The organism is Citrobacter sp. ANG330 (assembly GCF_047467925.1).
Lineage (GTDB): Bacteria > Pseudomonadota > Gammaproteobacteria > Enterobacterales > Enterobacteriaceae > Citrobacter_A > Citrobacter_A amalonaticus_G.
This window is the reverse complement of sequence record NZ_JASJUI010000004.1, coordinates 95,097-117,856: the sequence shown is the minus strand read 5'-3', so window position 1 is coordinate 117,856 and position 22,760 is coordinate 95,097. Positions and strand designations below refer to the sequence as shown.

23 protein-coding genes are annotated in these 22,760 nt (G+C 52.3%); 6 read left to right on the top strand and 17 right to left on the bottom strand.

Annotation, left to right across the window (positions count from 1 at the left end; all coding sequences use genetic code 11):
* Window positions 1-18: 18 nt before the first annotated feature.
* The 5 genes from ppnP to QNN88_RS11345 form a co-directional block, all read right to left on the bottom strand.
* The gene (ppnP, locus tag QNN88_RS11365) at window positions 19-303 is read right to left on the bottom strand and encodes a pyrimidine/purine nucleoside phosphorylase (protein ID WP_046476127.1); all 285 of its coding nucleotides are present in this window, start codon (window positions 301-303) and stop codon (window positions 19-21) included.
* A 70-nt stretch (window positions 304-373) separates the two neighbouring features.
* Complete coding sequence (locus QNN88_RS11360) at window positions 374-1,051, bottom strand: AroM family protein (RefSeq protein WP_414240323.1); 678 nt, start codon at window positions 1,049-1,051, stop codon at window positions 374-376.
* A 252-nt stretch (window positions 1,052-1,303) separates the two neighbouring features.
* Window positions 1,304-1,495: a protein YaiA gene (yaiA, locus tag QNN88_RS11355; RefSeq protein ID WP_414240322.1), complete on the bottom strand. Its 192-nt coding sequence runs from the start codon at window positions 1,493-1,495 to the stop codon at window positions 1,304-1,306.
* Between the two features lie 25 nt (window positions 1,496-1,520).
* Window positions 1,521-2,066 (bottom strand): shikimate kinase AroL, encoded by a 546-nt coding sequence (aroL, locus tag QNN88_RS11350; RefSeq protein WP_414240321.1) that lies wholly within the window; start codon window positions 2,064-2,066, stop codon window positions 1,521-1,523.
* Window positions 2,067-2,247: 181 nt separating this feature from the next.
* Window positions 2,248-2,706 carry a YaiI/YqxD family protein gene (locus QNN88_RS11345; protein ID WP_414240320.1) on the bottom strand — a complete coding sequence of 153 codons (459 nt, stop codon included), beginning with the start codon at window positions 2,704-2,706 and terminating at the stop codon, window positions 2,248-2,250.
* 148 nt (window positions 2,707-2,854) lie between these two features.
* Between QNN88_RS11345 and proC the strand changes: the two genes are divergently transcribed.
* Window positions 2,855-3,664, top strand: a complete 810-nt coding sequence (proC, locus tag QNN88_RS11340) for a pyrroline-5-carboxylate reductase (RefSeq protein ID WP_414240319.1) — start codon at window positions 2,855-2,857, stop codon at window positions 3,662-3,664.
* 15 nt (window positions 3,665-3,679) lie between these two features.
* On the opposite strand, the gene adrA is transcribed toward proC, so the two are convergent.
* From adrA to QNN88_RS11310, 6 genes are all read right to left on the bottom strand, one after another.
* Window positions 3,680-4,780 (bottom strand): diguanylate cyclase AdrA, encoded by a 1,101-nt coding sequence (gene adrA, locus QNN88_RS11335; protein WP_414240318.1) that lies wholly within the window; start codon window positions 4,778-4,780, stop codon window positions 3,680-3,682.
* A gap of 118 nt (window positions 4,781-4,898) precedes the next feature.
* Entirely contained in the window at window positions 4,899-5,219 is a 321-nt protein-coding gene (psiF, locus tag QNN88_RS11330) for a phosphate starvation-inducible protein PsiF (protein WP_414240317.1), read from the bottom strand.
* 128 nt (window positions 5,220-5,347) lie between these two features.
* Window positions 5,348-6,763 (bottom strand): alkaline phosphatase, encoded by a 1,416-nt coding sequence (gene phoA, locus QNN88_RS11325; protein WP_414240316.1) that lies wholly within the window; start codon window positions 6,761-6,763, stop codon window positions 5,348-5,350.
* Window positions 6,764-6,859: 96 nt separating this feature from the next.
* Window positions 6,860-7,120, bottom strand: coding sequence for an anti-adapter protein IraP (gene iraP, locus QNN88_RS11320; RefSeq protein ID WP_414240315.1), 261 nt, complete (start codon window positions 7,118-7,120; stop codon window positions 6,860-6,862).
* A 256-nt stretch (window positions 7,121-7,376) separates the two neighbouring features.
* On the bottom strand, window positions 7,377-8,582 hold the full coding sequence (locus QNN88_RS11315; protein WP_414240314.1) for a multidrug efflux MFS transporter: 1,206 nt from the start codon (window positions 8,580-8,582) through the stop codon (window positions 7,377-7,379).
* A 168-nt stretch (window positions 8,583-8,750) separates the two neighbouring features.
* Window positions 8,751-9,410 carry an extensin family protein gene (locus tag QNN88_RS11310; RefSeq protein WP_414240548.1) on the bottom strand — a complete coding sequence of 220 codons (660 nt, stop codon included), beginning with the start codon at window positions 9,408-9,410 and terminating at the stop codon, window positions 8,751-8,753.
* A 128-nt stretch (window positions 9,411-9,538) separates the two neighbouring features.
* Here QNN88_RS11310 and ddlA point away from each other — a divergent pair, with 128 nt between their 5' ends.
* Window positions 9,539-10,633 carry a D-alanine--D-alanine ligase gene (gene ddlA, locus QNN88_RS11305; protein ID WP_414240313.1) on the top strand — a complete coding sequence of 365 codons (1,095 nt, stop codon included), beginning with the start codon at window positions 9,539-9,541 and terminating at the stop codon, window positions 10,631-10,633.
* Window positions 10,634-10,675: 42 nt separating this feature from the next.
* Here ddlA and QNN88_RS11300 read toward each other — a convergent pair whose 3' ends face one another.
* Complete coding sequence (locus tag QNN88_RS11300) at window positions 10,676-10,882, bottom strand: DUF2754 family protein (protein ID WP_414240312.1); 207 nt, start codon at window positions 10,880-10,882, stop codon at window positions 10,676-10,678.
* 256 nt (window positions 10,883-11,138) lie between these two features.
* Between QNN88_RS11300 and QNN88_RS11295 the strand changes: the two genes are divergently transcribed.
* Window positions 11,139-11,447, top strand: coding sequence for a YaiY family protein (locus tag QNN88_RS11295; RefSeq protein ID WP_043001638.1), 309 nt, complete (start codon window positions 11,139-11,141; stop codon window positions 11,445-11,447).
* Window positions 11,448-11,460: 13 nt separating this feature from the next.
* Here QNN88_RS11295 and QNN88_RS11290 read toward each other — a convergent pair whose 3' ends face one another.
* The 3 genes from QNN88_RS11290 to QNN88_RS11280 all read right to left on the bottom strand — a co-directional run bounded on the left by QNN88_RS11290 (window position 11,461) and on the right by QNN88_RS11280 (window position 14,449).
* A complete protein-coding gene (locus QNN88_RS11290) occupies window positions 11,461-12,555 on the bottom strand; it encodes a DUF1615 domain-containing protein (RefSeq protein WP_414240311.1) in 1,095 nt (364 codons plus the stop codon).
* A 14-nt stretch (window positions 12,556-12,569) separates the two neighbouring features.
* The gene (gene sbmA, locus QNN88_RS11285) at window positions 12,570-13,790 is read right to left on the bottom strand and encodes a peptide antibiotic transporter SbmA (protein WP_414240310.1); all 1,221 of its coding nucleotides are present in this window, start codon (window positions 13,788-13,790) and stop codon (window positions 12,570-12,572) included.
* Between the two features lie 125 nt (window positions 13,791-13,915).
* A complete protein-coding gene (locus QNN88_RS11280) occupies window positions 13,916-14,449 on the bottom strand; it encodes an isochorismatase family protein (protein WP_414240309.1) in 534 nt (177 codons plus the stop codon).
* 202 nt (window positions 14,450-14,651) lie between these two features.
* On the opposite strand from QNN88_RS11280, the gene ampH reads away from it, so the two are divergent.
* Window positions 14,652-15,809 carry a D-alanyl-D-alanine-carboxypeptidase/endopeptidase AmpH gene (ampH, locus tag QNN88_RS11275; RefSeq protein WP_414240308.1) on the top strand — a complete coding sequence of 386 codons (1,158 nt, stop codon included), beginning with the start codon at window positions 14,652-14,654 and terminating at the stop codon, window positions 15,807-15,809.
* Here the strand turns inward: ampH and iprA are convergent, their stop codons facing one another.
* Both iprA and ehaB read right to left on the bottom strand, forming a co-directional pair.
* Window positions 15,810-16,433 carry a hydrogen peroxide resistance inhibitor IprA gene (iprA, locus tag QNN88_RS11270; protein WP_414240307.1) on the bottom strand — a complete coding sequence of 208 codons (624 nt, stop codon included), beginning with the start codon at window positions 16,431-16,433 and terminating at the stop codon, window positions 15,810-15,812. It abuts the gene before it with no gap.
* 88 nt (window positions 16,434-16,521) lie between these two features.
* Window positions 16,522-19,443, bottom strand: a complete 2,922-nt coding sequence (gene ehaB / locus QNN88_RS11265; protein ID WP_414240306.1) for an autotransporter adhesin EhaB — start codon at window positions 19,441-19,443, stop codon at window positions 16,522-16,524.
* Between the two features lie 510 nt (window positions 19,444-19,953).
* On the opposite strand from ehaB, the gene hemB reads away from it, so the two are divergent.
* Together hemB and QNN88_RS11255 are read left to right on the top strand one after the other, a co-directional pair.
* Window positions 19,954-20,928, top strand: a complete 975-nt coding sequence (gene hemB / locus QNN88_RS11260; RefSeq protein ID WP_414240305.1) for a porphobilinogen synthase — start codon at window positions 19,954-19,956, stop codon at window positions 20,926-20,928.
* Window positions 20,929-21,048: 120 nt separating this feature from the next.
* Entirely contained in the window at window positions 21,049-22,749 is a 1,701-nt protein-coding gene (locus QNN88_RS11255; protein ID WP_414240304.1) for a lysophospholipid acyltransferase family protein, read from the top strand.
* Window positions 22,750-22,760: the final 11 nt, after the last annotated feature.

Here is a 22,760-nt window from a genome sequence, read left to right as displayed (position 1 = left end):
CCATCCGGCGTTTAGCGGTTACAAATAGCGGCAAAGATAAGAGGTTGGTTCAGCGACCTGTAAATGAAACTCGCTATGGCCCGGGACGTTGAATACCTCTCCTGCAGCATAGACTTTCCACTCGGTAGCATCCGGCAGCAACACATTCAGCGCGCCGCTCACCACCGTCATCTCTTCCGGTTCGGCAGTACCAAATGTGTATTCTCCTTCCAGCATCACGCCGACACTGGCGCGGCCAGTACTGCTGCTCGTAAAGCCAATCGATTTCACTTTGCCGGAAAAGTATTCGTTACTTTGAAGCATAAACAGACCCTGTCTCGTTGGTAGATTGACAACCAATATAGGGGCCAGCCCTTTGGCCTGTCACGCAAAATTACGTCAGCAGTTCTGACGCCAGGCGTGCAATCAACACGTTGGAGAGCAGCACCGGAACATCCAGCGATTTTTGCAGAACATCGCGGTGACGCTGATGAAAACCAAGTGAATCCAGCATAATGACATCGGCCCCTTGCTCCAGCAGCTCTTTACCGGCTTCAATCAACTGCTCGGTGGTACCGTGTACGGGATTCGCCAGCGAGAATAACGGCGGCGACTGTAAAACCTGCCATTTCTCCGCCTGATCGGCCATCAGATCTTCAACTGGCACAATGACCCCCACCTGATGTCCGTCAACAATCGAGGCCACCAGCGGCGGAATAATGCGCAGAGGTTCAAGCAGAATGCTGTTACGGGCTGTCATGCTGGCAATCGACACGGTGCTCATCAATAAAATAACGTCATAGCCCTGGTTATCCAGCACTTCGATGACGCTTTGCAGGTCACGCTCCACTTTCTGTCGCGAAACATACGCCAGTTCATTATCGTTAAGCAGGGTTAAAAGTGAGTCTTCGCCAGACTCCAGCGCGTAATCTGCCAGAACGTCATCACGATTCATTTTTCCCAGCAGACTGTGATGGGTGATATGTTCTTCGTCGATGTACTCGGTCAGAAGCGGTAACACTTCACTCATGGGCACAACACCGATTGTGAGGATAGCCAACGACGCACTCATTTTTTCCACCTTCTTTTTTACTTCGTCGTTTATTCCCGGGCAAATGCGCTGCACCACTGCCGACACTTACCTTCGCAAATGCAAAAAAGCGTAGCAGGCGCAGAACAAATCGCTGTGTAAAGATTCCAGATAACTCCAGTAATAGATTGTTATTGTTTGATGTTAGCTTTCAGGTACTACGGATCATTGGTGAAAAGTGTGATGCTGGTAGGATTTACACTCACTCAGATTCCATTCCGAGTTATTCAGTCATCAGGTTTTATCGGGATCTTCGTAGCGGACTTTTGCATCCATCGCTTCTTGTGCGCTGGGATGCTCGCTAATGAGCGAATCCGGTTTCGGGTGATCGGCGCGCAACTGGTACCAGGTGACCGTCTGTCCCGGCGCTCCTTTTTCAATGGTGACAATATACGCTTCGCGTGGATAAGGCGGTTTGGTTGGCATAGTGCTTCCTTCTGTTGAATGAAGTTTAAGTATAGACCCCACCTTGTCTGCGCAGCGTGCTATGCGCCAGTCTGCGCTGAATTTCAGAAATCACCTGGCTGGGTGAATTTTCTGCATCAATAATGAAATGAGCCGCCTCGCGATACAGCATGTCCCGCTGTTGTAGCACCTCCTGTACCTCTTCACTCAGAGGCTTACCGGTCAGCGTCGGGCGCAACGCTTCTTCAGGCGACGCCTCAAGACGATTAACCAGCGTCAGAACCGGCGCGCTTAAATAAATGACAATGCCGTTATCACGCATAAAGTGACGGTTATAGTCCGTGAGAATGATCCCCCCGCCGGTCGCGATAACCGTCGATGGCGCGGTCACCGCCTCCAGTGCAGCCGTCTCTCTGGCGCGAAATCCCGACCAGCCTTCACGCTCGACGATTTCCGCCACGGTCATTTGTACCTGCGACTGCAGCCATTGATCGGTATCGACAAACCGACAGCCAATTGCCGTCGCCAGCGCCATGCCAACCGTTGTTTTTCCACAGCCGCGCGGGCCAACAAGATAGAGCGGTTGCGTCATAGTGGGCGTTCCCCAGAAAGCCGCAAAGCTGCGGGTTCAGATGTCATTAAAGAAATAATCATACCATCAAACTAGTACGGCGTTAAATGTAAAGATTTCATTCCACAAAAAGTGGAGATATCAATCCATGCCCTACTATATCAAGAAATATCACCGAGGAAAGTGTAAAAAATAAATTACATCATGCTTTTCGGCGTTGAACTTCCAGCCACCATTTTTCCAGCTCCGCCGCAAAATGCTGACGATCCCGCGCAGAGAGGGTGTCCGGGCCGCCTGTCTGGATCCCGCTGGCGCGTAAGGTATCCATAAAATCGCGCATCGTCAGACGTTCACGAATGGTCGATTCGGTGTAGCGTTCACCGCGCGGATTAAGTGCCGCCCCGCCTTTCGCCAGCACCTCGGCAGCCAGTGGAATGTCGGCCGTGATGACCAGATCGCCTGCCTCACACTGACGCACAATCTCGTTGTCGGCCACGTCAAAGCCTGCCGGAACGCGCAGCGTGCGGATATACGGCGACGGCGGCACGCGCAGGCTCTGGTTCGCCACCAGAATTAGCGACATTTGCATACGCCCGGCGGCACGATAGAGGATCTCTTTAATGACGTTCGGACACGCATCCGCATCCACCCATATGGTCATACTGTCTCCCGTTTCTTGTGCAAGGGGTTATTGTCTCGTGCTTTTGCGCTGGGGCAAAGTGCTGTTTATCCTTCATGCGTCTTTCAATCCGCGCTAAGCTAGGCTTTATCAGACAAAACAACAACTATCACCCATAGGGAGTGACGAGATGGAGAAGAAAATCGGTTTTATCGGCTGCGGTAATATGGGGAAAGCGATCCTCGGCGGCCTGATTGCCAGTGGTCAGGTGCTTCCAGGCCAGATCTGGGTCTACACCCCTTCCCCCGATAAAGTTGCCGCACTGCATGACCAGTACGGGATCAACGCTGCGCAGTCCGCCCAGGAAGTGGCCCAGATTGCAGATATCGTTTTCGGCGCCGTGAAGCCGGGCATTATGATCAAAGTGCTCAGCGAGATAACTTCCAGCCTGAACAAAGACTCGCTGGTGGTCTCGATTGCGGCAGGCGTGACTCTCGATCAACTCGCCCGCGCACTGGGGCACGACCGGAAAATCGTACGCGCGATGCCGAACACCCCGTCGCTGGTGAACGCCGGAATGACCTCAGTGACGCCAAACGCGCTGGTGACGCCGGAAGATACCGCAGACGTGCTGAATATTTTCCGCTGCTTTGGTGAGGCCGAAGTGATTGCCGAGCCGATGATCCACCCGGTGGTTGGCGTCAGTGGTTCCGCCCCGGCATATGTCTTTATGTTTATCGAAGCGATGGCAGATGCGGCCGTTCTGGGTGGCATGCCGCGTGCGCAGGCCTATAAATTTGCGGCTCAGGCGGTCATGGGCTCAGCGAAAATGGTGCTGGAAACCGGTGAGCACCCTGGCGTATTAAAAGATATGGTCTGTTCGCCTGGCGGCACGACGATTGAAGCGGTCCGCGTACTGGAAGAGCGAGGATTTCGTGCGGCGGTGATTGAAGCGATGGCGAAGTGCATGGAGAAGTCAGAGAAACTCAGTAAATCCTGAGTGAACAACCGGACGTCAGGCCGCCACTTCAGTACGGTTACGTCCGGCTTTCTTTGCTTTGTAGAGCGCCAGATCGGCTGATTTCAGCCATTCCCGGTAGTGACCGAACTGCGGCGTTAACGGTGCAACGCCAACGCTGATATGTAAAATGACCTGCGGCGCGCAGGCCAGGCGTAACCCGCGTAATCCCTCGTGAACCCGCGACATCGCTGCGATAGCGCTTTCCGCTGACGTACTGCACATAATCACCGCAAATTCATCACCGCCAAAACGGCCGATCATATCGCTCCCGCGCAGGGTCATTCTTAACTGCCGGGTCAGCGCCAGAATGGCTTCATCCCCCACGTCATGCCCCCAGGTATCGTTAATACTCTTGAAGTGGTCGATATCGATAATTAGCAGCGTGGCATCCCGATGCTGGCGACGGCTGTGCTCAAATTCGTTACGCAGTAAGATTTCCCAATGTCGTCGGTTGTAAACCCCCGTCATGCCATCACAGGTGCTCATCACTTGTAACCGGCGCTTGTGCTGCGCCAGTTTTATCGCAGCCTGATAGCTGATCCAGGAAAATAACAGCGGGTAGATCACCATGACCGGCAGCGTCAACCCCACTTCTAACGGCGCGCTTCTTATCGCCAGCGAGATGCCCGTCAGTTGCAGCGTGACCAGACAAGCGATCACCATCAGGACGAGCCCGGCAACAAACAGTCGTACACCGCCTGCCCCCATCAGATTCATGCAGGTGATCATCAACAACGCGGCGGAAGGCAGCGCATTGGCCCCCATCAGAGCGACCCATATTCCCGCGAGGATCGCATCCGCCTTGAGATTGGCACATTCCCGACTCCGCGGATCAACCGCTCTGCTGGCGATCTGCCAGGCCAGGTGAGGCCAGACAAACGCCCATCCCACCAGTAACAACCACCAGACGCCGGAGACGGGGGTTGCGACCAGCGCAGTTGCAACAGGAAAAAACATTCCCCCCAGCGCCACTGCGCGCGGCACTCTTAACCGCCGGGCGAATCGCAGTCCAGAACGTTGATGGTCATTTTTCTGCAATGAAAGAGAGGCTTCATCCAGCTCGACCGCGTTTTTGTAAAAGTTTTCATCATTCATTATTTTTTGGGAACATTCTGAAACAATTTTCCCAAATTATAGAGACGGGGCGGGTGAGGAAAGTATGATATTTCGGGTGAGCGTTTTTCTCTGCTCACCCGTTAGCACTATGTCGGCGCTACGCCGCTTTCTTCAGGCAGGCACTCATAAATTTACTGCGATCGTCACCTTTCAGCGATTGTTCCGTCGCTTTGACGTTGCATTCGCGCATTTTTTGCTGTTGCGGCGTCAGACTTTTTTCATCAGGAGCGGACTTGCTGTTTTTAAGGCAATCGCTCATGTACGCCTTACGGGCATCTCCTTTCAACGTTTTCGCCGTCGCCTGTTGATTACAGGTGGTCATGCGCTGCTGTTGTGGCGTTAACGTCTTCTCTGCCGCGCCAACAGTCGTTAAAAAGATCAAACCAAATAATAGGGTAACCAGTAATGTTATTTTCATAGCACCATCCTTTTTTGAGTATTTACTCGACTATCTCGCGCGGGGAAACGCGCAGATATGCAGATAAGTCTGGCTGCTAACGATAAAAAAACCACCCGGCAGCAAAAGTTATCCTGCCGGGGGTTGGATTATTTCAGGCCTAACGCCGCTTTCATGGTATAAAACAGGTCGGTTTGATCGGTCAGTCCGACCACATTAGCCGCATGAGGGCCGTAGGCCGCAATACGCAACTGGCTGCCGGTATGCTCCTGCGATTCCTCCTCGGAGTTACCGTAACTGATCACCATCACGGCGCCATCTTTGGTGTTTAATGCCTGGGTCAGGCCCGGCGCTTTCGTTTCCGGCGCGACGATCTGGCTGGCGTGGGCGTGATCGGCGGTGACGATCACCAGCGTGTTACCCTCTTTCTTCGCAAAGGCCAGTGCGCGCTGTACGGCTTCGTCCAGATCCACCGTCTCGCCAATCTGTCCACAAGGGTTGGCGGCGTGATCCTGCTTATCAATAGAGGCCCCTTCTACCTGCAGGAAGAAGCCCTTCTCATTTTTGCTGAGCAACTCAATGGCTTTGTCAGTCATTTGTGCCAGCGTCGGCACGCTTTCGTCGCGTTTTGGATTCGGCGTACAGGTCACGGCCGGTTTATTAATATTACCGTGGTAAGAGGCTTTCGGGCCTTCCCAACGCACCGGCATATTACCTTCAGAGAAAAGCCCCAATAGCGGTTTATCCTGATTAGCGTCGGTAACCGCCGTTAATGAAGCCGCATCACCGACCAGTTGATAACCCCGGGCCTCGGCCTGTTCACGCAGCGTTTTTCCCTGCCACTCGCCCGCCGTCGCGATCTCGGCGAACGTTTTCGCACCGCCCCCCAGCGTCACATCCGCACGGGCATTCAGCAGTTGTTCAGTGATCGAACCTTTGCCGCCTTTTTCCAGTGCATTCGTCGGGCATTTTTCGCTCGTCACGCCCGGACCATAGCATTTGCGTGATGTCACGTGCGCCACCAGCGCAGCAGGCGTGGCGTCCTGCAATTCTGCGGTCGAAACGTTACCTGTCGCCAGTCCCGCCGCTTTTGCCATTTCCAGTAGCGTCGTATGATCTTTTTCGTGAATATCAACGCCCAGGGCACCGTTATAAGTTTTGACGCCGGTGGTCCATGCTGTTGCCGACGCCGCTGAATCTGTCACGTAATCCGGCTTACCGGTTTTTTTATTCAGCGCATAATGGGTGTATTGTCCCGTGAGCGGTAAGGCATCAATCCCTTTAAAATAGCCACCTGCGCCTTCAGCATAATTTCTCGCCGCGGTGATCTCTGAATCTCCCATACCATCGCCAATCAATAAAATAATATTTTTTGCGGGCTTATCATTCAGTGATTCGCGCAATGCTTGCGTTTGATCGGCTGATAATCGGCGAGCGCCGCCTGGCTTTGTAATATCACCCTGCGCGGCACGGTTGTCTATGACCGAGATTGATGATGTTTCTGAATGACTGGCAGGGATATACAACAGAGGTAACAATGCAAGAACGATAGCGCTTTGTTTCACTTTATTTTCTCCATGTACTAAATACACTTAAAATAAAAACAAAGCGACTATAAGTCTCTGACATGACAGGTTTATGACAGTGTAAAACGGCTAAAGCTAGTAACGAGGATGCTTCAACAGCTTCTGTACATACTGGCGCAGCAACTCCGTATCGTTATCCGGAACGCTGGCATCGGGCTTTACGCCATCAAGTGCATCCTCTACCTGATGAATCAGCAGTTGCTGCTCGTTCTGAGCCATATTGCGCAGCATCGCTGTAACGATTATCTCTAATGCTTCTACCTGAGCAACGAGTTCTTTTGACTCTTCCTCTTTCTGGGCAAGCTTAAGCAACAACTCAGCTATTAGATTTTTCATGACCGCATTTCCTTATCCAAAGAAAGCTGACGGTATCATTATGAATCCATGCTGCCTAGAGTCTTAAAGTAGTATTTTTATAAGAAAGGAAAGACTTTGCGTAAATAATCACAGAATACGGGGAGCGAAACGTTTCTCTTGCGGAAACAGAATACACAATTAAAAGTCAGGAATAAAATAGTCACCCCTGACCATAATCTAACGTTATGATAAAAAAACGGCCAGTTTCACTTAAGTCATTTCTTTTTTTACCATTTCACACCCGCTTACGCATATTACGCCGCTGGCGCAGGACAAGCGCTAACTGACAAATGTTAATCATCACAATGACTGCCGTGGCAATAAATACCCAACGAAATCCCGCCATTGCGGATACCGTTGCGCCCATCAGCGGGCCAGCGACATTGCCAAGGTACATAAACGATTGGTTATAACCAAAAATACGCCCGGTAATTTGGTCGCTGGAGTATTTAACCAGCAGCGTCTGAACGGCAGGCAGCATTGCGCCATCGGCGAAGCCAAGCAGAAAACGTAATACCCCAAGCTGGAAAGGCGTCGTGACCCACGACATGGCAAAAAACAGCACGACCGCACAGATTAGCGTCGCCATCAGGATCCTTTCGGTGCCAATGCGATCCCCAAGTTTACCCAGTCGGGGGGCGGATACCAGCGCCGATACCCCAGGCACCGAGGCAATCAACCCACTTAAAAAGGCAATATTATTGCTGTCCGGAGCCATCGACTTAATAAACAGCGCCAGAATCGGGCTGATTGAGCCATTACATAACTGAATCACCAGCGTGGTAAAAAACAGACTGATCACCAGCGCCGGGTACGGCAGCGATGCAAAGACGGCTTTCCCACTCAATCGTTCGCTCTTTTTCAGCGACGGACGCACGCCTTCTTTAATCAAAAAGAGTGTGACCAGAAAGCTGACGACCAACAACATCGCGGTGATAAAAAAGACCGGGCGTAACCCCACATGGTCGGCAATAAAACCACCCATTAGCGGGCCACCAATCACGCCGCTGATTTGCGCGGTCGCCAGGGTACTGAGCGCCCATCCGCTACGTTCACGGGGCACCTGAGACGCCACCAGCGCCATCGCGTTAGGAATATAGCCAGACGTTAAGCCCATGATGCCGCGCAGCAGGAAAAGCTGCCAGACGTTGGTGGCGAAGGCTTGCAACAGTATCGCAATCGCCATGCCGAGTGAGGCGCGCAGCAGCATCAGCTTTCGACCTTTACGGTCTGCCAGGCTACCCCAGAGCGGAGAGACAATCGCCGAGATTAAGAATGTGACGCTGAACGTCAGACCAGACCACATCGAAAGCGCTTCGTGGGAGGTTACCCCGAGCTGCGAAATATACAGCGGTAAAAACGGCAGAATTTGACTGATTGCCAGACCGGTAAAAAAGCAGCCGAACCAGACGGAAATGAGATTAACTTTCCAGGATTCCATAAACGCTCATCGTGATAAATAACAGAAAACGTCGGCTAGTGTAGCAATGTCCACGTCTGACAGGGGATCCAGAGGTGCGCTGCCGCGTAATTTGCTATTTTATCTTCCCGTTCACCAGATTTGTGAAATACATCACATTAAAACCCCTGGATAAGTAGGGTTTCCTGCTTATCGGCAGAGTCCATAGCCGCGCATTCCCAGGTGAAAATGGTTCGCGTGAGCAGCGTTATAGTCTGGTCCTAAACTGTTGCCGTAATACGTGCAGCTCGTGCTGAGCAGCATCCGTAGCCACGGGGCGCTGTCCTCCTGCTTCCAGCCTTGCAGCACGGTAATGTGTCGGCCATCGGCAAGGACAAAGCCGCTGATGTCCAGGGCCTGCGCGCTGGCGTGTTCGCTACGGCGCGCATCAGGGCGATGGTAAATGTTGCGGCAGGCATAGCTGCCGAGATGCTCTACCCAGATCAAGCGGCTCTTCATCATACGTTCCGTTAAGGGTGCAGCCTGTTGACCGACATACAGCGCAGAACGCAGTGCCAACGGACAAGAAGCAAGAAAACTGTTGCTCAGCTTGACTGCACCAAAATCCCGCACCCGTACCACGTCAGTTAAGGGACATTCGCCAGCGCTGTCTGCCACAGGCTGTGAGGTAATCAATTTTTGCTGGTTTGCCTGCTCCAGTAACGCCTGACAACGCGCCGGTGTCAGACGTTTAAACTTAAATTGAGTGATCCAGTTTGGCGGATCGGATAGCTCAAGGGGGGCGAGCGGATCGTAATACGACGGCAGATAGCGATACACCACGCCGCACGCCACGCCCAGAATGATCATCACCAGCCAGCCTTTTCCTTTCACGCCCCCTCCTGCGCAATTCTCCCTAACATTATGGCAGAAGCCCGCGAATCCCTCGTTTTGTCGTGGTAATGTATACGCTTTGTGTTCGAGGGAATGGGTTTAAGATGGCAAAATTGCGGGTAGGTATCGTTTTTGGTGGTAAATCAGCGGAGCATGAAGTGTCATTGCAATCGGCAAAAAATATTGTCGATGCCATCGACAAGTCCCGCTTCGACGTCGTGCTGTTAGGCATTGATAAGCAAGGGCAATGGCACATCAGCGATGCCAACAATTACCTGCTTAACGCGAACGATCCGGCACATATTGCGCTGCGTCCTTCGGCGACCAGCCTTGCGCAGGTGCCGGGCAGACATGAACAACAGTTAATTGATGCCCAGAATGGCCAGCCGCTGCCGACCGTGGACGTGATTTTCCCGATTGTGCATGGCACGCTGGGTGAAGATGGTTCCCTGCAGGGCATGCTGCGCGTGGCGAATCTGCCCTTCGTCGGTTCTGACGTACTGGGCTCTGCGGCGTGCATGGATAAAGACGTCACCAAACGCTTGTTGCGTGATGCCGGACTGAATATCGCACCGTTTATTACGCTGACGCGAGCCAACCGCAACACGATAAGTTTTGCCGAGGTAGAAGCCCGTCTTGGCCTGCCGCTGTTCGTTAAGCCCGCCAATCAGGGATCGTCTGTCGGCGTTAGTAAAGTTACCAGCGAAGCGCAGTACGCGCAGGCTGTCGCCCTGGCGTTCGAGTTCGATCACAAAGTGGTGGTGGAGCAAGGGATCAAGGGACGCGAGATCGAGTGCGCGGTGCTGGGTAACGATCACCCGCAGGCCAGTACCTGTGGCGAGATCGTTCTCAACAGTGATTTCTATGCCTACGACACCAAATACATTGATGATAATGGCGCGAAAGTGGTAGTTCCTGCGGCGATTGCACCTGAAATCAACGACAACATTCGCAAGATCGCCATTCAGGCGTATCAGGCGCTGGGCTGCGCTGGCATGGCACGCGTCGATGTCTTCTTAACGGCCGACAATGAGGTGGTGATCAATGAGATCAACACCCTGCCAGGCTTTACCAATATCAGCATGTATCCGAAACTCTGGCAGGCCAGTGGTTTAGGTTACACTGATTTGATCAGCCGATTGATCGAACTGGCGCTGGAGCGCCACGCTGCGGATAACGCGCTGAAAACGACGATGTAATCTGTACTTCCCGGTAAGCCTGACAGCGGTTTGTTGTCAGGCTTACGCCGCTTCATCCTCCACACGACGCCGAATAATCAATCCTGCCAGCCAGAAACTGACTATCCAGGTCACCAGGCCCACGGCATAGGTTTGCCAGCCTTTGGCTTCAAACCCCAACAGCCCGATAACTCCGTTCAGAATGAAAATCAGGCCAATAGCAAAGGCGTAATAGTGCCAGTCACGGCGTATTTTTAGAGGCAGGTTCATGGCAACTCCGCAGCGAAAAAACGTATCGTCACATATTACGGGAAACCGGTCTGTGTCGTGTACGGAATTTCTTAAATGTTGCCAAATTTAATTTAAGGTAACCAATTTGTGACAACTCACAAAAATCTGCAATTCAGGATTCATCCCAGGCTGAAATTACCATCATTCTGATATTGACAAACGCGATGACCTGTCACACTCACGGTAAGTTACTGGCATGGTGTCAGAGATGCAGAATCACTCGCGGAGGTCATTTATGGCTGATTTCACTCTCTCAAAATCCTTGTTTAACGGGAAACATCGAGAAACCGCCTCTACGCCAGGCAACATCGCTTATGCCGTGTTTGTGCTGTTCTGCTTTTGGGCCGGGGCGCAGATCCTGAATCTGCTGGTTCACGCGCCAGGCGTATACGAGCACCTGATGCAGGTGCAAGAGACAGGACGCCCGCGCGTAGAAATTGGGCTGGGCGTCGGCACCATCTTTGGACTGGTGCCCTTTCTGGTCGGCAGTCTGATTTTTGGCGTCATCGCCGCTATTTTGCGCTGGCGCTATCGCCGTCAGTAATGATCTCCGGCCATTACTGACCCATACACTTAGCACGACGATCGTCGACCCGTTTTGCAAACCAGGCCGTAGTGAGATTACGCGTGATTTTCGGGCTCTCCAGTTGAATACCCGGCAGCATTTCGCGCGGTAATTTTTTGCCTGTTTTCGCTTCAGCAAGCGTAAACACCTTTTCGTAAAGCGCCGTCTCTTCAAACGCAAGACTGTCGCCTTTCTCCAGTTGGCGACGGATCGCGCTGTCGCTGAGATCCAGTTTTCCTGCCAGTTTACGCACCGCCAGCTCCGTTTTCCCGGCATCTTTACTGCCGTAAGCGATCAGGTCGCCATCCAGCGCCAGTTTGACGCCGCTGGCTTTACTGACCGCGTTCTGAAAAGCGGCGTTTCGACTGGCATACCATCCGGCGTTAAAGTCGGCAAAGCGGAAAATCGGCGCGCTGTAGTTGGCCGGGTAATTGAGCAAATGGTAGGTTCCGAACCAGAGGCCACCGCGACGGCTGAACACTTCCTGGCGCACCGTTCCCTCCATCTTCCACGGATACCCTTTACTGTGCTGCTCGGCAAACGCAATGCTCACCTGCATTGGTCCGCCGGTATGGACCGGATTGAGTGAGCCGAACAGCGTCTGCCCCATCGGCACCATATTGATAAAATCATCAAAAATTGCGCTGAGCTGTTTTTCCGTTTTGACGGTATCCAGACGCTCGCTGTAGCTTTTCCCGTTCGGGGAGGAGATTTTCAGCGCGGTATGCACCAGGAAAACCGGAATGTGCATCCGTTCGGCGCGCCGGTCTATCTCCTGCCAGGCAATTTTGTTTAATCCCGGAACAGCCGGATCGGCCTGATAGTTGGACTCCTGCTGCGCGACCGCCAGTACCGAACAGATATTTTCCACGGTTGGTGCCAGCTTCTGGCTTTCAAAGGTTTTGGCGATATCCTGCGCCCAGGCGTCCCGATCCTTCACGCTGGCCGGCATTTTCTGTCGTACCACGCTCGCGACATCGACCGGTTTCTCGCCTTTTTTGAGCGGTTGCGAAGGCTGGCTGCTACAGCCTGCCAGCACCAGTCCGGCCAGCAATGACAAAGGATAAAGACGAGATACCACCGACATAACGTTTCCTTTTGTTAACCAAGTGTGTGGGTGACAGCCTGAATATCCCGCTCGTCCAGTTCGCGCTCAAAACTGCGCAAACGCTTATAGATAGACATCAGTTCAACCAGCGTCGTCCACGAGTTGATCAGGTACTGGAACGCGCCCCGCACCTGGCTAAAGACGTTGGTAATTTGCGTCATCAAACCCAGCGTAATCGTACCGGCAACAATCGACGGAAACAGCAGGAACAAGCCGAAAACGTTATCGACCTGCAGGTAGAGAATGCGCGCGATATTAAAATACATGTAGTGAAAATAGAGACGGAAATAATTCTGACGAACCGCACTGAACAGCTCGCGAACGGTCGGCGGCGTGGCGCGACTGGCATCGTCTTCCCCGTACACCAGTTCTTTACGGTAAGCCGCTTCAACTCGCTGATTTTTAAATTCCAGCCCAGGGAGTTTGATCCCGACCACCGCCAGCAAACCGGTGCCCATCAATGACCAGACGATTGCCGCAATCACCAGACCGTAAGGCACGTGGCCGACAATCGGCAGTTCAGGCACATGTGGCGAAAGCGCAACCAGTACCGGCAGGAAGGCAATCAGCGTCATAATGGCATTGATGAAGCTCACGCCCATGCTTTCCAGCGTTGACGCAAAACGCATGGTGTCTTCCTGCACACGCTGTGCCGCCCCTTCGATATGACGCAAATGCTGCCACTGCGCCATGTAATATTCGTTCATCGCCGTACGCCAGCGGAACACATAGTGGCTGACAAAAAAGTTGTTCAGCACGCTAATCACCACGGCAATCAGCGCGATGCCAAGAAAGATCCCCAGTTCGTTATAAAACTGGCTCATGGTGACTTTGTGCGGCGCGCTGAGGGCGGTCTGGATCAGATCGTAAAATGGCGCGTACCAGGCGTTGACGGCCACCCCAACTTCCACCAGAAACCAGGTGACGAAGATAATCAGCGAGGTGCCAAGAATTGACCAGTACTGCCAGCGATGCGGACAGTAAAGAAACCAGAACAGTGCAAACAGTCCAACGCAAAGGACATAGTAGGCATAAAAAATCAGATAACTCAGCGACCAGAAACGGGCGGCGCTAATGGGGACGGCGCCCGTTGCACCAGTCAGCCGCGCAACCCAGTCCCCACCACCGGCTTGCCAGAAGATAACCGCGACAAGTGCCCAAATAAAAGCCGAAAGAAAAAAAGGACCCGGCTTTGGGAAAAAAGACTTAAACATGATGCTCTCCTGCTAACTTCTTATCGTTATGACAACTGCTGTGTTTGTGCTTTTTGCCGCTACGTGGGCTAAAAATAAACGCTCACAACAGGCGAAACCGCCCATTGTGACCAACATGGTGGCGCTTAGTTCGTTTTCCAGTTCTGAAGAATTGTTTCGACGGGTTTCACCAGCACCGGATTACCCGGTACGGTAAGATTACGCCAGACATCATTATGGTGTGCAATCAGCGTCTGCGCCGGTGCTGCCGGGCGATGGGCGGTGGTGTGGGCATCTTCCGCAACCGTAATGCGATAACCCCGACTGGCACCGTTTCTGATGGTGGTATCAACGCAATAGTCCGTCGCGCAGCCGCAGATGACAAAGTGTGAAATCGCCTCTTCGCAAAGCAATTGTTCGAGCGCCGTTTTGTAAAAAGCATCGCAGGCGGTTTTCGTGACATATTTTGCGTTCGCGGGCGTATCCAGTTCAGGCAGCAGCGCAAACCCCACGCTCCCCTCCTCCAGGCCACCCGCCTCGGTGTGCTGAATAAAAATGGTGAGATCGGCCGCCCGCGTCAGCTGATTAATACGTTCTACGCACTCAGCCCGATGAATACGCGGCGTGGCAAACACACCGATTTGCATATCAACAACCATCACAACCCGTTTTTCAGACATCGTAAGCCCCTTTCAAGCGTGGTAATGAAAGATTATTGCACGCCCAGGATCACAAAAGCGGACTTTCTTTCACGACAAAAGTGCCGTGTTTACGCTCCGTTACGTTTTTCTCACTATCCTTGCTCTAATTAGCGCTTTGCAACAGGCGGTACAGTAGTATAAATACGCTTAGTTTTTTTACTCTCATTCATGGACACCACCGTTGAAACGTAGTCTGCTTTTTTCTGCCGCGCTGTGTGCGGCGTCATTGACCTCAGTCCAGGCGGCCCAGCCTGTCGCCGACCCTGTTTTTGCGTCTGATATTGTCGAGCGTTACGCTGAACATATCTTTTATGGCAGCGGAGCGACGGGGATGGCGCTCGTCGTGATCGACGGTAATCAGCGCGTCTTTCGCAGTTTCGGCGAAACCCGCCCGGGAAATAACGTGCGTCCACAACTGGATTCCGTGGTTCGCATTGCGTCACTGACTAAGCTGATGACCAGTGAAATGCTGGTCAAACTGCTTGATCAGGGCACGGTTAAACTGAACGATCCGCTGAGTAAATATGCGCCTCCGGGCGCGCGCGTACCGTCGTATGAGGGAAAACCGATCACGCTGGTTAATCTGGCGACGCACACCAGCGCGCTGCCCCGTGAACAACCCGGCGGCGCGGCAAAGCGTCCGGTATTCGTCTGGCCAACGCGTGAACAACGCTGGAGTTATCTCTCCACCGCGACATTGAAAGCAGCGCCTGGGTCACAGGCGGCCTATTCCAACCTGGCATTCGACCTGCTGGCGGATGCGCTGGCAAATGCCTCCGGCAAACCTTATACCCAACTGTTTGAAGAGAAGATCACTCGTCCGCTTGGCATGAAAGACACCACATACACGCCCTCTCCCGATCAGTGCAAACGTCTGATGATAGCGGAGAAAGGGGCGAGCCCGTGTAATAACACGCTGGCGGCCATCGGCAGCGGTGGGGTTTATTCAACTCCGGGGGACATGATGCGCTGGATGCAGCAGTATCTTTCCTCTGATTTTTACCAGCGCAGTAATCAGGCCGACAGAATGCAAACGCTGATTTATCAGCGCGCGCAGTTAACACGGGTAACCGGCATGGATGTCCCCGGCAAGGCCGATGCGTTAGGCTTAGGATGGGTCTATATGGCGCCGAAGAATGGACGCCCGGGAATTATTCAAAAGACCGGCGGCGGCGGCGGGTTCATTACCTATATGGCGATGATTCCGCAAAAAAATGTCGGTGCTTTTGTCGTCGTGACTCGCTCTCCGCTCACCCGATTCACAAGCATGAGCGACGGTATTAATGAGCTGGTGGTCGAACTGAGCGAAAATACACCGCGCGCGGTTCCGGCGTCTTAATTAATAATCAGAAGGCAGACGGTTTATTCCCACCAGTTTGCCTTTATTCATTTCGATGTAGCCGCCTTTTCGTAACGCCGCAAGGACTTCTGCCACCACGGAACGCGAAATTTGCGTGCGCTGGTGAATATAGTTCATCACCCCAATTCTGGAGCGTAAACCTTCATCCCACTCTATCATCGAGAGCAGGGTGGTTCTGATCTGTTCGTAGGAATTATTGCCAATTAATTGTCGATCGCGCTGCTGCAGGACCCGGTTCTGCCAGGTTAACCAGTAAAATGCTTCACGCCACAGCTGGCATTCTTCAATAATCTCAACAGCGTGTGACGACGAAAGGTGATAGCCTGAACAGATTCCCTCGCTGATGAGATCATAATGAGCATCATTTTTCATCACTCCATTGCTCAGTCCCATAATGAAAGGGGCCTGGGCGATCCCCACAAGAATGTGTTCATTACGCCTTAATGAAATAATCCCTTCAAGAATAACTATCGTTGTATCGGAATTCTTTTCATTAGAATAAAGAAAATGTTTTTCATGGACATTTTCAAAGCGCGTTGCAAACTTAGACAAAGCCTTATCGAGCTGAGCAAATTCTTTTAGCGGCTTATTCAGAGATAACATCTGTGCATTCCTTGCAGTAATGCCCGTCAAATCCTTGACGGGCATTATTTAGATTAACTACGCGATATCCATTTCCATAAGGGAATGATTACCAGGTATATTTCACGCCCGCGTTAGCCGCCCAATCCTGATCAACATCGCCGCCACCGAGGTAGTTTGCATCGGTATACGCACTAAAGTTCTTGGTAAAGCTGAACTGTGTACCCAGCCCAACGCGAACCGCTGAACCTTTGGTACCATTGTTGATAGAATCGCCGTTGACATCAGCATGGTTACCCTGATCGTCATACACGTACGCCAGTTTGAAGTAAGGCGTCAGAGCCTGATCCTGGCTGTAGGTGAAGGTATAGCCGGTGTCCACGCCCAGTTCATAACGCATGCTGTCGTAAGACTGACCGTCAAGATGCATGTCGTTGCTCAAGCGATAGTCGTCACCAGACTGGAACAGACCGGACACACTGCCGTACGGCGTAACATAACCCGCATCACCCACTTTCCAGTCGTAGCCCACTTTCAGACCGAAGCCCCAGGCATCTGTTGAGGTGTTGCCATCGACATACTGACCGTCGCTCATATTGGCAGACAGGTCGTTGTTGAAGTGAGAGTAGCTCAGGTTGCCATCCACAAAGATGTCATTGGCAAATCGGGCAGAGGAGTACAAGTAAGCAGATTGACTATCCTGATCCACCTGACCGGTATGGTCGCTCATATCGCCTTTCGCGAAACCGGCTGCAGCACCGACAATCCATTTAGCGTTGTTACCATCAACTTTGGTATCCACACCCACCATAATGCCGTTGACATCCTGGTCGTAATTAATGGTGCCATTGTCGCCGCTGAAACCGCCGCCGAAGTAGCTGACCCATGCGCCACCGTTATCAGCCAGACCGTGACGAGAGTTGGTCAGACGTGTTCCAACGGTATCCTGCTCCAGGTTCCAGGTATTGGTGTTTGCAGACGGGACGCTCAGCGCCATATTGGCATAGTCAGTCAGCTCCATCTGTTGCAGAACAACCGTATTACCCTGCTGCTGAGCCTGGTAGGTGTATGCACCCAGGTCTGCTTTATTAGCCGCAGAGAAGGTCGCGGTGCTGTTCTTATCGTTAACGTAGATCAGCTCTTTACCTTTGTAATCGGCAATAGCGCCTTCACCCGTGGCGTTATCGATACGCACTTTGTAGTTACCGCTTGCCGCCGCAATGCCGTCGCCCGCATTATCTACTTCGGACAGGTCAGCGGTGTAAGCATCGCCGTTACCGTTAATCGTCAGGTGACCATCGGAATTCATGCCGATAACACCGTAACCATAGTTAGACTTGGTAGTGTCAGCGGTGCGATCGTTCACCAGATCAGAGTTCAGAACGTAGTTGTTGCTGTGAATGTCAAACACGCCGGCATGAATATTGCCACCCGCATCGGTGGTGCTGGTCAGATTCAGGGTATCCGTCTGCAGCGCATAGTCCGCGCTGTTACCGACATCCAGAACACCGTCGTTTGTGACCTTAATGGTGTTGGCATACAGCGCAGCATCACCCACGCTCCAGCCTGCAGCCACATCATCGGCGATAGTTACGGTACTGTTGTCAACCGTCAGGGTATCCGTCGCTACATGACCATCTTCGTTAATGTTCAGCGCTGCGCCACCGGTCAGGCCAATGGTGTCAGAAACCAGAGTGGAGTCCCCAACATTCACCACAGAACCGCTGTTGATGCTCAGCGTGTCAATCAGAGAGGTTTTGGTGGTATCCCACTGTGAACCATTCTTCAGCGTGACGTTGAACAGACCACTTTGATAAACCTCTTTACCCACAACATGACCATTTTCGTCATAGGCGGTATCGCCATTATCAATGCCATACGTTGAGGTTGGCCACAGGCTGTTAGCCGCGACATCAATCAGCGTAGCAGTAGCGTCTGTACCCGCAGCAACGCTGTCGTACACACCGTCGCCATCGGTATCCACCTGATGGACGGACATCGCCGCACCGACCCATTTGCTGCCGTTATCTAACGTCAGATCCAGACGGTCGGTACCATCCCAGCCGTTGGTATCGACATTTGCGTCGGTATCACGATAGCTGTCTGCGCCGTTCGGGAAGAAGTTTTCGTCAAAGTTGCTGGAGAAAACCACATCGCCCATCAGTGTAGAATTACTGAAAGTCGCGGTAGTCTGCATCGCGTTATCCGCTGCCGGATTTGCAATCACAGCTAATGCAATATCATCTGCAGTATTTGTACCGCTGTAATCGCTGGCGTTACCGTTATTGCCGAACCAGCCCGTGGTGCCTTCGTCAGACAATGAGCCTGAGGTCACGGTAGAGTCCTTCACGGTAATGGTGTTATTGAACACTTCAGTACTGTTTACGCCGGTGCTGACGGTATTATCGTCAACATCCTGCCACTCATAACCCTGAGTCAGGGTGATACCGGCAACATGGGAGTTGTTGCTGATAGCCAGGTCAACTTCCTGATCCAGGGTGATTGCAGTACCCAGATCATAAACATCAACAACATGCGTATCTGCAGTGCCGTCGGTATAGGTGCCGTTGTAGGTATAATGCTCGTAGTTGTCGTCGATGGTTGAGTTATCAACGGTCAGCGCCAGACGATCATAAACATAGCCCGTCGCATCACGACCGGTACACTCTTCCGTCATGCACTGTGAGGTAATCATTCCGTGAACAGTACTGTTTTTAATCGTCAGGCTGTTACTGTTGGTGTTGGTCGCCAGACCATCATCCAGATAGTACGTTGAAATCACGCCGTTAACGGTCGCGTTATTGATGACCGGATAGATGTCTCCGTTATACACGCTATCGGTGCCGTAGTTATTCCAGCCAACATAGCCATCGTAGTAGACACCATCCGCATAAGTCGCGTCGTTAAGATGTTCAAAGGTGGTGTAAGTTTTGCCAGAAATATCTGTTGAAGCATTCGCCTGAGAAGTGATTGCCAAAGTGCAGGCTAATGCTAATTGTGAGACTACAAGTTTCTTTTTCCAGGAGTGCATTTGTCATCCCTCCTCAGGGACGTAATAGTGTTGATCCATCAATATCAATGCATAGAAAACATTTTGTTTTGCGAGGAGGATTATGCGGTCTCCACAATGAAAGGTTCAATTATTCTTTCCCTGTAGTCCGAATACAGACAATAATAAAAACCAGGAAAAAATTCAATTGAAAAATAAAAAATGACTTATAAATCAATGCAATAAAAAATAAAAAGACGGGGAAGCATATAGTAAAGTGATACTTAACATAGCGGGCAGTGATAACGATGAATAAATAAAGAATTAATTAATTTATATGTAGTGAAATTCAAACAAATAGATATTTTAAATAATCTGACAAATAACAATAACACTTCCGAATATGAATTTTTAGCTATTCGTATTAAAAAATTGCCATGCAATATTTTTTATTTATTAATAAAACAGAACCATAAGGCCAATTTTCGTAAAACACTCGCCCGCGGCTTCAGGTATACTATGGCTCACACTTTCACAAACATCAGGCATCCCATGACAGACTTAATCCATCGCCCTCGCCGTCTGCGCAAATCCGCAGCGCTACGCGCCATGTTTGAAGAGACAACACTCAGCTTGAACGATCTGGTGTTGCCGATCTTTGTTGAAGAAGAACTCAACGACTACAAAGCGATTGAGGCTATGCCCGGCGTCATGCGCATCCCGGAAAAACAGCTGGCGCGCGAGATAGAACGCATTGCCAATGCCGGTATCCGCTCCATAATGACCTTTGGCATCTCCCACCATACCGATGACACCGGCAGTGATGCCTGGAAGGAAGACGGCCTGGTGGCGCGGATGTCGCGTATCTGCAAACAGACCGTTCCGGAAATGATCGTGATGTCAGATACCTGCTTCTGTGAATATACTTCCCACGGTCACTGCGGCGTGCTCTGCGAGCACGGCGTGGATAACGATGCAACGCTGGCAAACCTGGGTAAACAAGCCGTTGTCGCGGCCGCCGCAGGCGCAGACTTCATCGCCCCTTCCGCGGCGATGGATGGACAAGTCCAGGCGATTCGCCAGGCGCTGGATGCCGCAGGCTTTACTGACACCGCCATCATGTCCTACTCCACCAAATTTGCCTCGTCGTTCTATGGTCCGTTCCGCGAAGCCGCAGGCACCGCGCTGAAAGGCGATCGCAAAACCTACCAGATGAACCCAATGAACCGCCGTGAAGCGATTCGTGAATCGCTGCTTGATGAAGCGCAGGGCGCGGACTGCCTGATGGTGAAACCGGCAGGGGCCTATCTGGATGTGCTGCGTGATATCCGTGAGCGCACAGAGCTGCCGCTCGGCGCGTATCAGGTCAGCGGCGAATATGCGATGATCAAATTTGCCGCCATGGCGGGCGCCATTGATGAAGAAAAAGTGGTGCTGGAAAGCTTAGGTGCCATCAAACGTGCCGGCGCGGATCTGATCTTCAGCTACTTCGCGCTTGATCTGGCAGAGAAAAAAATCCTGCGTTAAGTTTTCGTTATTTTGCCGGGTGGTTTCGCCATCCGGCCCTTCCTCAAAACGTCATTCAAACGTCATACCCGCGACACTTACCGCTTCTACTGTCAGCACAGGACAGAAGGAGGTGGTGTTATGTTCAGTCTCGATAACGTACTCAGCGACCTTTGGCCCGAGGCGAGGACCGCGCCCTGGCAAAAAAAGGTGTTAAAACACCTGTTATATGAAAAAGAGTTCCAGCAGTTTGCTGCCTGCCATCGCCATCTGAAAGGCGTGGATATGGTGGAGCAAATCCTGGAGCACCTGCAAATACGTTGTGAAATCCCCGAGCACCACATCGAAAACATCCCCGAAAATGGCCCGCTGGTGATTATCGCTAACCACCCTACCGGTGCGCTGGACGGACTGGCGCTTATCTATGCACTCTCCCGCGTGCGTCGCGATATCAAAGTGGTGACCAACCGACTGCTCTCTCATCTGGAACCTCTGCGCGCGCTGTTCATCCCGGTAGACAATATTCAGGGGCGGACGCCAAAATCATCGTTACAGCATATGGATGCGCACTTGCAGGCGGGCGGCGCGCTGGTTTTCTTTCCTGCGGGTGAAGTCTCGCGTCTGACGCTGAAAGGGATAGCCGAACGCTGCTGGCATTCCGGGTTTATTCGCATGGCGGAAAAATACCGAACGCCGCTGCTGCCGGTACATATTCAGGCGTATAACAGCCCGCTCTTCTATACCTGCGGGCTGATTTCTTCCCGTGCCACGCTGCTGCTGTTAATGCAGCAAATGTTTCGCCGTCGCGGCAGCACGCTGCCTGTACGCATCGGTCAACAGATTGCCTGGGCGCAGTGGTCCGTCAGCAAAAGCCACGTTCGCGAGCAGGCGGAAAAATGCCGGGAGCACGTGAATGCATTGGGAAAAGGCCGTCCTGCTCTCTTTCGGACTGAAGCGACCATCGCGCCGCCAGAAAACAGGGTGCGTCTAAAGCGCGAGCTGGCGCAGGCGGAGTGCCTCGGGCGCACCGCCGATGGCAAACGCATTTATCTGTGGCAGCGCAACGGCCAGGAAGAGGCGACAATTCTGCGCGAGCTGGGACGGTTGCGCGAAATTGCCTTTCGCGCCGTCGGCGAAGGGAGCGGCAAGCGCAGAGATATCGATCGCTACGATGATGACTATCAGCATCTGATCTTATGGGATGAGGAGGAGCTGGAAATCATCGGCGCTTACCGGTTTATCTCCTGCGCACAGCAACTGGAAAAACGGGGGCTGGAAGGACTCTACAGTCACAGTCTGTTTGACTACGACGAGCGAATGGCAAACATCATGCAGCACGGTATTGAGCTGGGACGCAGCTTCATTCAGCCTCGCTACTGGGGTCGTCGCGGGCTGGATTATCTCTGGTCAGGAATCGGCGCATACCTGGCGCGTTACCCGCAGTATCGTTACCTGTTTGGCCCCGTGTCTATTTCCGGAGGATTGCCGCCAGATGCACGCGATCTGCTGGTTGCCTTCTATCGACTGTGGTTTCCACCCACTCATCCATTGGCCATCTCGCGCCAGCCGTATCCTGCTTCGCTGCCGAACGTTCTGGCGCAGTTTTCAGGCCGTGATTACACAGAAGATCTGATCCGCCTGAAATCCTTACTGGGAAATCTGGGCTGCGGTATTCCCCCGCTCTATAAGCAATACTCGGAACTGTGCGAACCGGGCGGCGTTCAGTTCATCGATTTTGGCAGCGACCCGGATTTTAACCACTGCGTAGATGGGCTGGTCCTGGTGGATTTAACCCGTCTGAAAACCAGTCGTTATCAGCGCTATATTGAGGCACATTTATAACGCCGTTGCCC